The following is a 14,266-nucleotide window of genomic DNA, read 5'->3' on the forward strand; positions in this document are numbered from 1 at the left end:
TTATTAACAAAAAGGGAATTCATCTCAAAAAGAATAGATAGTGGGACAGACACCCATGAGAGCTTTGTCCTCATGGGTGTCTGTCCCAGACTCATACTTATTAATTTGATTTATTGCGAATAACAAAACCTTTATCTTTGTTTGATGATTTCTTATCTTTATTGTAAAAGTCTTTTGCATTACGCTTAGATTTACGTAAACCAGTTGAACTTGCATCATGGTTATCGCGTTTATCACGTTTGTTTTTACGACGGTCACCATCACGATCATTTCGGTCACGATATCCACCACGACGGTCATCACGTCTTCCGCGATTTCCACCACGTCCACGATCGTTACGACCACGTCCACCTTTGCCACCACCGTGACCACCACCAACATATTTAAATGGTAATGGTTTTTCACGAGCAATTTCAACTTCTGGTAAAGAATCTGGATCTTGAACAGTTAGGCTCAAAATATAAAGTGCTAACTCTTCTGGAGTAAATTCTGAGGCTAATTGAATAGCATCACCTTTAAACTTATCAAAGTTAGAACGAATAGTTTCATCTGCGAAATCACGTTCAATCTTTTTAAGAGCAATTTTCTTTTTAGCTTGGAATGCTTCTTCAGCTGTTGCAGGTTTCAAAGGTAGCATTTGTTTCTTAGTAAGGTTTTCAATCATTGAAAGGTAACCCATCTCATTTGGAGAAACAAAAGTGATAGATTCACCAGTTTTACCAGCACGTCCTGTACGTCCGATACGGTGAACATAACTTTCTGGGTCTTGTGTAATATCATAGTTATAAACATGAGTTACGCCAGAAATATCTAATCCACGCGCTGCAACGTCAGTCGCAACTAAGATATCAACTTGGTCGCCTTTGAAATCACGAATAACACGGAGACGTTTATTTTGATCCAAGTCACCGTGAATACCTTCTGCACGGAAGCCACGTAATTTAAGACCACGTGTAATTTCATCAACACGACGTTTTGTACGACCAAAAACAATTGAAAGTTCTGGTTGTTGGACGTCCATGAGACGAGTCATTGTATCAAATTTTTCTTGTTCCTTAACGCGAACATAAAATTGTTCTACATTAACATTAGTTAGTTCTTTGTTCTTAATTTGAACATGCTCAGGTTCTTTCATGAACTTAACGCCAATTTGTTTAATTGGAGCTGGCATTGTAGCAGAAAATAGTAAAGTTTGACGTTCAGCAGGAACACGGCTGATAATAGCTTCAATATCTTCAAGGAATCCCATATTAAGCATTTCATCTGCTTCATCAAGGATTAATGTTTCAACATGATCTAATTTCAACGCTTTACGTTTAATTAAATCTAATAGACGTCCTGGCGTACCAACAACAATATGTGCTCCTGATTTCAAAGCTTTAATTTGTTTATCGATACTTGATCCACCGTAAACTGAGCGAACCTTAACGCCCTTATCACGACCAAAACGGAACAATTCTTCCTGACTCTGAACAGCTAGTTCACGAGTGGGAGCAATTACAAGTGCCTGAATGATATTGTCATCCGTACGGATCTTGTTTAAAGTTGGCAAGCCAAATGCAGCTGTTTTACCAGTACCAGTTTGTGCTTGTCCAATAACATCTTTACCCTCTAGGGCTAATGGAATAGTCATCTCTTGAATTGGAGATGCTTTTTCAAAACCAGCTTTTACTACTGCTGATTGGATGTCTTCTGATAAGTTAAATTCTGTAAATTTCAAATGTTTCTCTTTTCTAAAAAAGCAGTGCGAAGCTGCCTTATAAGCCTTTATAGTTCTGTCGTTCCATTAACAACTAGACTAGTGTATCACAATTAAAAATAAAAAGATAGGAATAATGTCATGTAAGTGTTTTTATGATATCATGGACTCATGAACTATAAAGGAATTGTATTTTTTGACCTAGATGGCACGCTTTTAGATGCCACATCTCATGTCTCTATGGATAATCGCAAAGCATTGGACCAACTAAGAACCAATGGCTATTTACCTGTTATTGCAACAGGACGTTCTGTACTTGAATTGGAAAATATTTTAGAGGAATCAGGCATTTCTTCCGTGGTCATGCTTAACGGGATGGTAGTTCAAGTTGAAGGACAAATTATCTTTAAAGAAACAATTGATAAGTCAGATATTGAAAAAACGCTCAAAATTGCAAATGAATTAGGAGAAAACATTGCCTACTATACCCCCGATGAATTAGTACTGGCTGGTTTGTCAGAAGGTTTGCGTGGTCACTTCGCTTATTTCCATAGCCTCCTACCACGTATTGACAAAGATTACTTCAAAGAAGAAGATGTCAATATGCTCTTGGTTGGTGGATCAGATAAAAACAATGACCACTTCTATCATGGAGGTGTTCCTAACCTAAAATTTTTAAGAAATAGTCCCTTCTCTATTGATGTTGTTAAAAAAGGATATAACAAAGGTACTGGCGTGGCTTTGATTAAAAAAGCCCTGCAGTCTGAGCACATACCGACCTATGGTTTTGGTGACGGAGGAAATGATTTAGACTTACTAGCTGCCGTTGACCATCCAGTAGCAATGGAAAATGCAATCCCAGAACTGAAAGAATTAGCAGAATTCACTACGCATAAGAATACCGAAGATGGCATAAGATTTGGACTTAAACATTATGGGTTAATCTAAAAGAATGCCAAGAAATGAACTGCACCCCAAAAAGTAGACACAAAATCTAACGATTGGGTGCTTTTTTATGAAATTAAGTTATGAAGATAAAGCGGAAATTTATTATTTACGATAATCAGGTTGGTCTTGGACTATATTGAGTTGCTGGTAATTCAGATAAACTGGTTCCCTGAGCATCTGTTTCAGATTTAGTTGTCTCTTTACCTTTTTTTGGTTGATATGACGATTCCTTACTTCCAATCGGTTTTTTATCTTGATGGATTTTGCTATTTTTGGGGGGGATTAGATGATTTTGTTTCTTCTTTGTGGCAAGCAGATATCGCATTAAAAATTAATAAAGTAAGACATGACATAATTATATATTTTATTTTTTAATTTTAATTGTGTTTCACTCCTTTGATTCTTGAATCTAATTTTTAATCATATAATGAAAAAGATAAATATTTTTAATACTTTTATTTTTTTGTAATATTATGCTATAAAAAATACAAATAAAACAATAGGCATTTTACAAAAAACGTATGACCTCTCATACGTTTTTTAAATTACATTTTTTCTTCTAATTTTACATCAGGATACTTGTCAGCAAACCAACGTAGAGCAAAGTCATTTTCAAATAAGAATACTGGTTGGTCGAAACGGTCTTTAGCTAAGATATTACGGCTTGAAGACATACGCTGATCCAGGTCATCCTCACTAATCCAACGAACTGTCTTTTTACCCATCGGCGTCATGATTACTTCTGCATTGTATTCACCTTCCATTCGGTGTTTAAATACTTCAAACTGCAATTGACCTACTGCTCCAAGCATGTACTCACCAGTCTGGTAATTTTTATACAGCTGAACAGCTCCTTCTTGGACTAACTGTTCCATTCCTTTATGGAATGATTTTTGTTTCATCACATTTTTAGCTGACACCTTCATAAAGAGTTCTGGTGTAAAGGTTGGTAGAGGTTCAAATTCAAATTTATTTTTACCAACTGTCAGTGTATCACCAACTTGGTAAGTACCCGTGTCATAAACCCCAATAATATCACCTGCAACAGCATTCTGAACATTTTCACGTGATTCAGCCATAAATTGTGTGACATTTGACAGTTTAGCACCTTTACCAGTTCGCGTTAAATTAACAGACATTCCCTTTTCAAACTCACCAGAAACTATTCTGACAAAGGCAATTCTATCACGGTGACGAGGGTCCATATTGGCTTGGATTTTAAATACAAAACCAGAAAAATTCTTGTCCAAAGGATCAATCATTTTATCATCTTTTGTTTTATGGCCATGTGGCTCCGGAGCAAATTCTAAGAAAGTATCTAAGAAAGTCTGCACACCAAAATTTGTTAAAGCAGAGCCGAAAAATACAGGCGTCAACTCGCCATCCAGAATAGATTGCTCAGAGAATTCATTCCCTGCTTCCTCAAGAAGCTCAATATCTTCCAAAGCCTGCTCATAAAAAGGATTATTAGCAAAAAGTAATTGCCCTTCCTCAAAATTAGCAAAACGTTGATCTCCCTTATAGAGTTCTAAACGTTGATTATGTAAATCATAAAGTCCTTCAAAAGCTCTTCCCATTCCAATTGGCCAGTTCATTGGGTAAGAGGCAATACCTAGGACTTCCTCAAGTTCTTCTAATAGTTCAAGAGGCTCACGACCATCACGGTCTAATTTATTTATAAATGTAAAAACTGGAATGTTTCTGTGTTTAACAACTTCAAATAATTTTTTGGTCTGTGCTTCAATCCCTTTTGCAGAGTCAATAACCATAACAGCTGCATCAACAGCCATTAGTGTACGATATGTATCTTCTGAGAAGTCTTCGTGCCCTGGTGTATCCAAGATATTGACACGTTTTCCAGCATAGTCAAATTGCATAACAGATGAAGTAACTGAAATTCCACGTTGTTTTTCAATGTCCATCCAGTCAGATTTTGCAAAAGTTCCTGTTTTTTTACCTTTTACTGTACCTGCTTCTCGGATTTCTCCCCCAAAGTAAAGTAACTGTTCTGTAATTGTCGTTTTACCAGCATCCGGGTGACTGATGATGGCAAAAGTTCGACGTTTTTTTATTTCTTCATTAAGTGACATATTTTTTCCTTATTTTAATAATATGATATGATTGTTACCAGTCATTATGTGATTACATTGGCTTTACTCCATTTGCTTATTATAAAAAGAGTCATATTTTAAACAACTCTTTCATTATATCTGATTTTATTAGCTTTCGCAATGTCTTACTTTCTAAGCGTTGCTTTAGTCCAATTACGATTGGGCTCTTGACTTTTCTTAAAAATAAGCTCAACTGTTTTTATCATCACTGTTAAACCACTAGTTACCAATAAGTAATTAAACACTAAGTGATGCGTATGAATAATGGGAATATCCATTAAGAAACCATAGTTACCTTTGGTAAACACATTAACAATTAGAATAAAAAAGTTAATGTAGAGCAAGTCTTTAAATAGAACTGCTGTAGGTAATAGTTCCTTCTTATAGTACTTGGTCAAATATAAAACACCATTTACCAAAAGTGCATAATGTCCAAGATAAAAGGCCACATTTGTCACATGGAATAAGGAATAAGGATAATAATCTGGTGATAATAAAGCTAAAAATGTTCCGCCTATACCTAATGTCATAAACAATTGCTTGTAACGATTATTATTCGGTAATAAGAATACAGCCAACATAGCAATCCTACAATGATAAAGTGGCAAGGCTTCACGAAGTGGAAATCCTTTAAAAACATACCAAATATAAAGTGACAAGATTTGACTAATTTGTAACAAGATAAACGCTCTTGCGTAGGTCTTTGAGTCTTGTAATTTATATGTTAATACCACAAGCATCAAAGCAATTAGAATGGTTCCGAGATAAAATATAGGAGTAACATGAGGTAGTCCTACAGGGATTGTACTAAAAAATTCCATAAACAGTCCTTTCTTTATCTTTTTATTATACCTTATGAACTTATCATTAACAAGTTTATTTTTTAATAAAGTTAAAGAAAATGTTTATAGATTTACTTTTTAGTTAGTAAATTCCAATAAATCTACTAGTTTGTCAAGTTGCATTGAGTGACTGCCTTTCAGCAGAACTTGATCATTAGGAGATAACATCTCCTTAGTTAATTGGCAAAGTTGCTCAAATTGATCCTCATTAGCATTCTTAGTAAAGAAGTAGACATGTCCAATTGGAAACATTTGACTTGCCAATTGTGATAGCTCTTGGATATCTTTTCCATAAAAAATCAGTGTATCAATTTTTTCTGGGTTTAGACTCATAATTAGTTTGGAATGCAATGCGACAGCATCTTGCCCAAGTTCTTTCATATCTGCAAGCACAGCAATTTTCTTTCCATCTGGGTTACTGGGAATATTAGAAAATGATTCTAAAACAAGTTGCATTGCAGTTGGATTGGCATTATATACGTCTGAGAGAATATCTGCACCATTATTAGCTTTTTTCCACTCAGTTCTATTTTTGGTCAATTGAACGGTTTCTAAAGCTTCAACAATATCTTCCTCTGCTACAGCTAATAATTTACCAACATAGGCTGCTATCATGGCATTTATCGCATTATATTTGCCCGATAATGGTAAGGTAAGTGGTCGAGCAAGGACATTAGTTGTAAAGGTTATGGAATTTTTATCTTCTTTTATGTCTTTGACAAAAATTTCTTGGTTCTCACCAAAACGAATTACCATCTGATTTTCTGGTAAGAATGGGTCAATAATTGAATCTCCAGGTACCAACAAAATACCATGCGAATCCATACCATCAACAATCTGCATCTTTCCTTGAGCAATTTTTTCCCGAGAGCCAAAGAATTCAAGATGTGCTTCGGCAATAATTGTTAAAACTGCAATATGAGGACGAGCAATTTCCGAAAGCAAGTGAATATCCCCCATGTGATCTTGTCCCATTTCAAGCACAATTTTTTCCGTCTCATCTGGCATATGGAGAACTGTATAAGGCAATCCAATTTCGTTGTTATAATTCCCTTGTGTTTTGTATGTTTTATAAGTCGTTGCCAAAACTGCTTCAATCATATCTTTTGTACTAGTCTTGCCATTAGAACCTGTCACAGCAATAACATCAAGTCTCATTTTCTCGATATAGTATTTAGCTAAAAGTTGAAAAGCATGGAGACAGTCATCCACCAAAATAAAAGGTTTTCCTGTAATTGGATATTCAGAGAAAGTTGCAACTGCACCGTTTTCAAAAGCTAAATCAATAAAACCGTGCCCATCTCGTTCACCTTTTAAAGGTAAAAACAAATCTCCCTTTTTAATCTGGCGACTATCAAATTCTATCTGATTCAGAGGAACGTCATCAAATTCAGATACTGAATTTTTTGCCTCCACAACTTTAGCAATTTCATGTAATGATAATTTCATTTTATTTCCTTCTTAATCGTATCGTCTGGACAGACTTTCCTACCATTATACCACATTTTTATTAATCTTCAGCATATTTAGAGAAAGCTACGATTAAATAGTTCTACTATTCTCGTAATAGTCTGAAACATAGAATATTCAATTATGACCTTTACATGTAGCATATTAAGTAATTGCGCATCAAAAAGAGTCTGGGACAAACTGATATACTCCCCTTATAGTAGACAGTGAAAAAACAAAAATTCACTAGAAACTATAAGGGGAGTATATCACAGATTCTCAGACTCTTTTTTAGTTTAAATTAAGTGACTTTCACGTTCAATAAACTTCTCAACAGCTAATCGAACTAATTCTTCAATTAAATGAGAATAAGACAAACCCATATTTTCCCAAAGTAATGGATACATTGACCACTGTGTAAAACCTGGCATTGTATTCAATTCATTTAAATATATTTTCCCATCTTCTGTTAAAAAGAAATCACAACGAGAAAGTCCACATCCACCTAAAGCTTTGAAGGCTACTTGAGCATACATTCTCATCTCCTTAACAATCGCTGAATCAACTTCAGCTGGGATAGCCATCATAATTTTGTTATCGATATATTTTGCTCTATAATCATAAAATGCAACATCTTTAACTACTTCGCCAGGTAATGTTGACTTCACATGAGAATTTCCTAACAAGCCAATTTCTATTTCACGAGCTACAAGTCCTTGTTCAATCAAGATTCGGCTATCATATTTCAAGGCTAACTCAATAGCATCTCTTAACTCTATTTCTGTTTCAACTTTAGAAATCCCTACAGAGGAGCCCATGTTAGCAGGTTTAACAAAGATTGGATATTGCAATTTTTCTAAGGTTTCAGTAATGCAAACCTCTAAGTCATCACCATCAATGTAAACTGTAAATGCCACTTGTGGAATCCCTACAGAAGCTAGTACATGCTTAGTAGTAATTTTATCCATCGCAACACTTGAAGCTAAAATATTAGTTCCAACATATGGCATTTTCAAAACCTCTAGAAAGCCTTGGATTGAACCATCTTCTCCCATAGGTCCATGAAGCACAGGAAATACAACTGCATCTTGTTCATAAATATCACTGGCTTTGATAAGTTGTGACCAACTAATACTTTGATTAGTCATCAATTTAACATCCTTACCAGGTTGTTGATCAAATTCTTGTGTCTTGTAAAAATCGCCTACTTGAGAAATAAAATATGTTTTAACAAGAAATTTATCATAGTTTACAGCTCTCATGACACTTTCTGCTGATAAAACTGAAACTTCCCGTTCAGCAGAACGACCACCATATAGTAAAACAAGGGTTTGTTTTGACATTGTTATTCTTCCTATCTGATTAATTTCTCCTAATTATATCAGAAAATGAATGGCATTTCAAAAACTATTAGAAAAGATAAAAAGAAGAAAGTAAGAAGTGACCTTCATACTTTCTTCTTTATTAAAGCTCTGTTCGATTTTCAATAGCTCGAAGTAAAGTCACTTCATCCGCATATTCTATATCTGAACCAACTGCTAATCCTCTTGCTAAACGGGTTACTTTAATACCCGCTGGTTTCAATACTCTAGATATATACATCGAGGTGGCTTCGCCATCAGCAGTAGCATTGGTGGCAACAATAACTTCTGTAACTTTTCCATCCATTAAACGTGTTATCAATGGTTTTAAGTTAATATCATCTGGACCAACACCATTCATTGGTGAGATAAGACCATGCAAAACATGATATAAACCTTGATATTCTTGAATTTTTTCCATTGCCGAAACATCTTTTGATTCTTCTACCACAAGAATGACTTCTTGCTGTCGATTTGGATCAGTGCAGATACCACATGGGTCATCATCTGTCAAATTACCACAAATAGAGCAATAGGTTAATTCACGTTTTGCAGCTAATAAATTCTTTGCAAAATCATTGACATCCTCATCACTCATTCCAATTGTATAAAATGCTAAGCGCGTCGCCGTTTTGATACCGATTCCTGGCAGTTTTGAATAACTATCTATTAATTTTGCTATGGGGGTTGGATATAACACTTTTGGGCTCCTTCTTATTTTTTATACTTATTCATATATTCTGAAATAATATCTCGTGCCATAAATTGATGTGATTTCGTTAATGAATCTAAAGCATGAGGATACATGATGGCCACTGCAATTTGTGGATCATGACTCGGTCCATATGCAACAACATTTAAATTATAAGTATCGAGAGTATTACCATTATTATCTTTTATATAAGTTTCAGCAGTACCTGTTTTAGCACTAATCGTGACATTTGTACCTAATAGACCCTTACCAGTTGCAAATCCACTCGGACTGTTAACAACTTGGAAAAAGCCTTCCTGAAGTAAGGCTAACTCTTTCTCGGAAATATTTACTCTATTTAATTCTTTTCCTGTTACAGTCTGACTTAATTGTCCTAAATTATCTGTTCCAGTTTTTACTGAATTCTCTTTTTCTTCATAGATACCTTCAACTAAATGAGGGGCAATTCGCTTGCCTCCATTTGCAATTGTCGAAACATATTGAGCAAGTTGCATCGTCGTGTAGTTATCATATTGTCCAAAAGATTCTGTAACAACATTTGAAACGGTATAATCTTTAGTCAAAAAACCTAAGGATTCACCAGGCAAATCAACCCCCGTACTTGTACCAAGTCCAAATTCTGCATATGTTTTTCTCAACTTGGACATTGCTGTTTTCATACCATCTGTTGTAAGGCTCATTCCAGTATGGTAATCCTGGCCCATCATTTTCAATGCTACTTGAACCATATACGTATTTGAAGAATATTCCAATGCTTGCACAGCTGAAATATTTTGTTGTCCTGCAGTAAACCAAGAATTAATTGGTTTTGAATTTCCAAATTGAATAGATTGGTCAGTTAAAATTTGATTGCCTGAGATAGCACCGTTTTCCCAACCAGAAGCCAAGGTAGCACCTTTGACTACGGATCCTGGCGTAAAGACATTTGTAATTGTTCCCAAAGCATTTTTTTGCAGTTGGTTTGTCTCAGGGTCATGAACTAAGCCTGTCATTGCAAGTACTGAGCCTGTTTTGGGATTAATTGCTACTGCATAAGCCCCTTCTGAGTACTTACCAGATCCAGAATTTATTTCAGCTTCTAAATATTTTTTCACGATATTATCAACATCTTTTTGAAAATCTGTGGAAATTGATAATTTAATATTTTTCCCCGCCTTACCTTGACGTTTGATCTGATTGGAAATAATTTTGCCTGATTTAGTTGTTCGAATTTGTCTAATGCCATGCTGACCTTGTAAAACAGTCTCATAAGCTTTTTCTAAATATGACGTTCCGACGCGATCATTCAATGAATAACCTTTTTTAATATACTTTGTCGCTTCTTCTTGCGGTAGTCCAGCCTCACGACTAGAAACTTGCCCAATAATCGAACTTAAACTTGCCTCTTCAACTTTCCGATTCCAATCCGTACTAACAGTTATACCAGGTAACTTTGCCTTATTGGCAACGAGATAAGCAATTTCTTCTTCACTTAATTCTTCTGTTTTAAGCGTGATTGTATCAAACGTTGCAATACTATTCATTTGATTAAAAATAGCGATTTCTTTTAAATCATTCACTGAATAATCAAGTTTTTTATCATTTAGCATGGCAACAGCATTTTTATAGACTTGACTTTCCTTTAAGTTATTTCCATAATTATCAAATTTCTTATTTTTAGGCATTTTTGCAACAACTTTTGCATAGTTTGATGGATCAGCCAAATAATAATCAATTTTTGCTCGATGCGAAACTGTCCTTTCTGGATACCTAACATATGCAGATAATTCTTTGACTAATTGTTTCATCTTATTTGCACTTAACTTAGGACTTCGTGTAAATGTTACGACATCCTTAATGTCATTTGAAACTAATATCTTACCATCACTATCAAATATCTTTCCTCTGGGATTTGATGATTTGATTGTATAGACGGTAGAAGACTTTAATTTCGCATCATAAAAGGCTTTGTCTTGTATTTGCATATTTGCTAAACGAAGAATTAAAGCAATAAAAAGTAACACAATTATCAAAAAAAGGATATGGATTCGATTAGTTATACTAGCTGTTTTCTTTACAAATTTTATCGATTCAAATTTATTTTTGATGACCAAATCCTCCAATTCACTATCCTTATTATTTTAACATAAAAAATAAGGCCGAGAATAAAATCTCGGTCAAAAAATTTTTAAGACATTGTTATCAATCTTCTTTTGGGTGATTGAATGCAAGATAATAAAACAAGCTAACAAAAACGGCTCCGCCAATGATATTCCCAAGGTAAACAAAGATGAAATTTTTGATAAAATCTAGCCAACTTGCCCCATTTTCAAAAATTGCTGCCGGGATAATAAATGCATTGGCAACACTATGCTGAAAGCCTAATGCAACAAATGTCATTACAGGAAACCAAATACCTAAAATTTTACCACTGGCATCTTTTGCTGCATAATTTAGCCATAATGCTAAACCTACAAACCAGTTACAGCCGATCCCTGAAACAAAGGCCTGAAGCGGACTCGCTGCTATTTTTGCATGGGCCACTTCGATAACTTCCTTTTTAAAAATTCCTGTGGATGTTAAGCCTAAAAAATGACCAAATACATAAGCAACAAAAAAGGCGCCAACAAGGTTGAACAAGGTAATGACCAACCAGTTTTTAAGTAATTCTTGAAAGGATACTTTTTTAGCAAAATAAGCTGCTGATACTGCCATCATATTTCCAGTAATTAGTTCACCACCAGCCATTAGTATGATAATTAAGCCAATAGGAAAGGCACTAGCTCCTAATATACTCGAAAAACTACCAAATACTTCAAGACCACTTGCTGCAATTCGAACATAAAGAAGGTAGCCTAAGCTAATCATCGCTCCCCCAATAAAACCTAAAATAGCCTTTGCTAGAAAGTTTTTTTCAATTTTATGGTAACCTATTTCAATTGTTGATTCCAAAATCATTTCAGGACTTTTCATATTTATCTCCTATTGTTACAAAACTCACAAATGCATTAACTAATATACCAGTAAAATAAAAAAAATGCAAGCCCTTCCAGTAAGAATGCTTACATTATTTAAAATATTTCTTAAATCAATTTGAATCCCATTTTTTTCACTAGAGTATCCCAAAGTGTCAAAGCAAGGTAAAAGTCAACCAAACCATGAATAAAAGTTCCTAAACCAACCAATAAAAAAATTGACCAAACATAAGCCAAATCACTCGCTTGTCCATTAATAAATAGCAAAACAACTAGAAATTCGGCCAATCCATGAATAATATTAATCGTTATAGCAAACGGCAGATCTTTTAAAGGCGACTGAAGTTTAGTTGCGTTTTTCTTTAGATAAAGCGCTGCTATTATTGTAAACACAATATGAGAAAAGGCTCTTAAAACAATAATAAACGGAAATCCAGCTAGAAAGAAGCCTAAAGTTGTACCCAAGCAAACAAATATTGCAACCGGTAATGAAATGAAAGTTGCTAAGAAAAGAGGAACATGGCTAGCAAGGGTATAAGATGATGGGCCAATAATAATTTTTATCGGCATTATCATAGGAATTAAAATTCCAAAAGCAACTAGAATAGATGAATATGCAATAGTTTGTGTTGTTTTATTAGTCATAAATACTCCTTCTGACTAATATTATAAGCCAAAACAATTACAAGTGTCAAGACACTTGTAATTGTTTTTAGTTGTTTTGATATAAAATATTCCTTTTTGCTAATTCTTTTTTTATCTTATCAAAACTTTCCTTATCTGGGGATGAAATGAGGTGACTATGTAAACCATTTGTTAATGAAGATAATAACTCAGCTTGAGCATTAGTAATCTTAGTCATAAAGTCACTGATATCTTCTTTAGTCTTTATATTTAAAGATGCAACTATCATACCATAAATAGGGTGTTCTATTTCAACCGTCAAAATGGATCCACCATTTGCTATAATGATTTCTAATTCTTCTTGAGTTTCTTTGTTGCTATGTTGGCAAACAATTCTACCCTTAAAATCATTCGTAAGCAAAAATTGATTGAAAATATAGCCTCTTGGTGTTGATAAGATATCATGCTTTGAAGCTCTTAATATTGCAATATCTCCTACAATAATTTGTCTGCTTACACCAAGTTCTTCCGCAAGATAAGATGCAGACAAAGTCTTTTCACTATTTTCTAACATTTCTAAAATCTGCTGTCTACGCTCATTAGCTTTCATTAAAGCAACCTCACTTTCTATAACATCATACCATAAAACATTTAGAGATGATAAGAAATAAAAAGAAAAATCAAGCAATAAGCCTGATTTTCACTTTTATTTACCTAAGTAGTACTCAGCCGTAAGGTTTAGTTTTTCATCGAATTCGAATACTAATGGTGGGAAATTAGGAATTTCAACATCCATGATTTCGTCATCCGACAATTGTTTAATATGTTTAACAAGGGCACGAATAGAGTTACCGTGTGCACCAACGAAAACATTTTTGCCATCTACTAAAGCTGGAGCAATTTTGTCTTCCCAGAAAGGTAAAGCACGTTCTAATGTTACTTTTAAGTTTTCTGCATCAGGAATAACTGAATTATCAAGATGTGCATAACGACGATCTGTATGAGCTGAATGCTCATCATCTACTGCCATATTTGGAGGCAATACATCATATGAACGACGCCAAATGTGAACTTGATCATCACCAAATTCTTCAGCAGCTTCTGCTTTGTTTTTACCAGTTAAGCCACCGTAATGACGTTCATTTAAACGCCAAGATTTTTCAGTTGGTACCCAAAGTTGATCAGAGTATTCAAGTGCAAGATTTGTTGTTTTAATGGCACGTTTAAGTACTGATGTAAAAGCTAAGTCAAACTCAATTCCAGCTTCTTTAATTAATTTACCAGCATCAATTGCTTGTTGAGTTCCTTTTTCTGATAGATCAACATCAGCCCAACCAGTGAAGAGGTTAGCTTTGTTCCATTCTGACTCACCGTGGCGAGCGAAAACCAATTTTACCATTAGTAATTATCTCCTTTTATTTTAGGTTTAAACCTAGTACTCTACTATTTTACAAAAAATAGGGTAAAAAAGCTAGTGGATTCTTAGAGATTTTGAAAATGCTCTGCTATTATCATGAAAATACCATAATGTTCGGAATTATTTTTTAAACAGTACTTTTTTTCATT

At 34.5% G+C, this 14,266-nt stretch carries 13 protein-coding genes; 1 reads left to right on the forward strand and 12 read right to left on the reverse strand.

The window, feature by feature from the left end; translation table 11 throughout:
• Positions 1 to 100: 100 nt before the first annotated feature.
• Positions 101 to 1,720, reverse strand: a complete 1,620-nt coding sequence (gene cshA, locus ACVRZD_RS03230; protein WP_037625883.1) for a degradosome RNA helicase CshA — start codon at positions 1,718 to 1,720, stop codon at positions 101 to 103.
• A 150-nt stretch (positions 1,721 to 1,870) separates the two neighbouring features.
• Between cshA and ACVRZD_RS03235 the strand changes: the two genes are divergently transcribed.
• Positions 1,871 to 2,647, forward strand: coding sequence for a Cof-type HAD-IIB family hydrolase (locus tag ACVRZD_RS03235; RefSeq protein WP_037625885.1), 777 nt, complete (start codon positions 1,871 to 1,873; stop codon positions 2,645 to 2,647).
• Positions 2,648 to 2,762: 115 nt separating this feature from the next.
• Here ACVRZD_RS03235 and ACVRZD_RS03240 read toward each other — a convergent pair whose 3' ends face one another.
• The 11 genes from ACVRZD_RS03240 to ACVRZD_RS03290 form a co-directional block, all read right to left on the reverse strand.
• Positions 2,763 to 2,972, reverse strand: a complete 210-nt coding sequence (locus ACVRZD_RS03240; protein WP_037625887.1) for a hypothetical protein — start codon at positions 2,970 to 2,972, stop codon at positions 2,763 to 2,765.
• A 220-nt stretch (positions 2,973 to 3,192) separates the two neighbouring features.
• Positions 3,193 to 4,737 (reverse strand): peptide chain release factor 3, encoded by a 1,545-nt coding sequence (locus ACVRZD_RS03245; RefSeq protein WP_447450263.1) that lies wholly within the window; start codon positions 4,735 to 4,737, stop codon positions 3,193 to 3,195.
• 146 nt (positions 4,738 to 4,883) lie between these two features.
• On the reverse strand, positions 4,884 to 5,579 hold the full coding sequence (locus ACVRZD_RS03250) for a TMEM164-related integral membrane acyltransferase (RefSeq protein WP_037625889.1): 696 nt from the start codon (positions 5,577 to 5,579) through the stop codon (positions 4,884 to 4,886).
• A 99-nt stretch (positions 5,580 to 5,678) separates the two neighbouring features.
• Positions 5,679 to 7,049: a UDP-N-acetylmuramoyl-tripeptide--D-alanyl-D-alanine ligase gene (locus ACVRZD_RS03255; protein ID WP_037625890.1), complete on the reverse strand. Its 1,371-nt coding sequence runs from the start codon at positions 7,047 to 7,049 to the stop codon at positions 5,679 to 5,681.
• A 296-nt stretch (positions 7,050 to 7,345) separates the two neighbouring features.
• Entirely contained in the window at positions 7,346 to 8,392 is a 1,047-nt protein-coding gene (locus ACVRZD_RS03260) for a D-alanine--D-alanine ligase (RefSeq protein WP_037625892.1), read from the reverse strand.
• Between the two features lie 121 nt (positions 8,393 to 8,513).
• Positions 8,514 to 9,110 (reverse strand): recombination mediator RecR, encoded by a 597-nt coding sequence (gene recR, locus ACVRZD_RS03265; RefSeq protein ID WP_447450264.1) that lies wholly within the window; start codon positions 9,108 to 9,110, stop codon positions 8,514 to 8,516.
• Positions 9,111 to 9,124: 14 nt separating this feature from the next.
• A complete protein-coding gene (pbp2b, locus tag ACVRZD_RS03270; RefSeq protein ID WP_037625996.1) occupies positions 9,125 to 11,215 on the reverse strand; it encodes a penicillin-binding protein PBP2B in 2,091 nt (696 codons plus the stop codon).
• A gap of 88 nt (positions 11,216 to 11,303) precedes the next feature.
• A complete protein-coding gene (locus ACVRZD_RS03275) occupies positions 11,304 to 12,074 on the reverse strand; it encodes a formate/nitrite transporter family protein (protein ID WP_037625894.1) in 771 nt (256 codons plus the stop codon).
• Positions 12,075 to 12,184: 110 nt separating this feature from the next.
• Positions 12,185 to 12,721 (reverse strand): hypothetical protein, encoded by a 537-nt coding sequence (locus tag ACVRZD_RS03280; protein WP_037625896.1) that lies wholly within the window; start codon positions 12,719 to 12,721, stop codon positions 12,185 to 12,187.
• A 67-nt stretch (positions 12,722 to 12,788) separates the two neighbouring features.
• Positions 12,789 to 13,310 carry a transcription repressor NadR gene (locus tag ACVRZD_RS03285; protein ID WP_037625998.1) on the reverse strand — a complete coding sequence of 174 codons (522 nt, stop codon included), beginning with the start codon at positions 13,308 to 13,310 and terminating at the stop codon, positions 12,789 to 12,791.
• 96 nt (positions 13,311 to 13,406) lie between these two features.
• Positions 13,407 to 14,099 carry a phosphoglycerate mutase gene (locus ACVRZD_RS03290; RefSeq protein WP_037625898.1) on the reverse strand — a complete coding sequence of 231 codons (693 nt, stop codon included), beginning with the start codon at positions 14,097 to 14,099 and terminating at the stop codon, positions 13,407 to 13,409.
• Positions 14,100 to 14,266: the final 167 nt, after the last annotated feature.

The sequence above is a fragment of the Streptococcus hongkongensis genome (genome assembly GCF_053206145.1).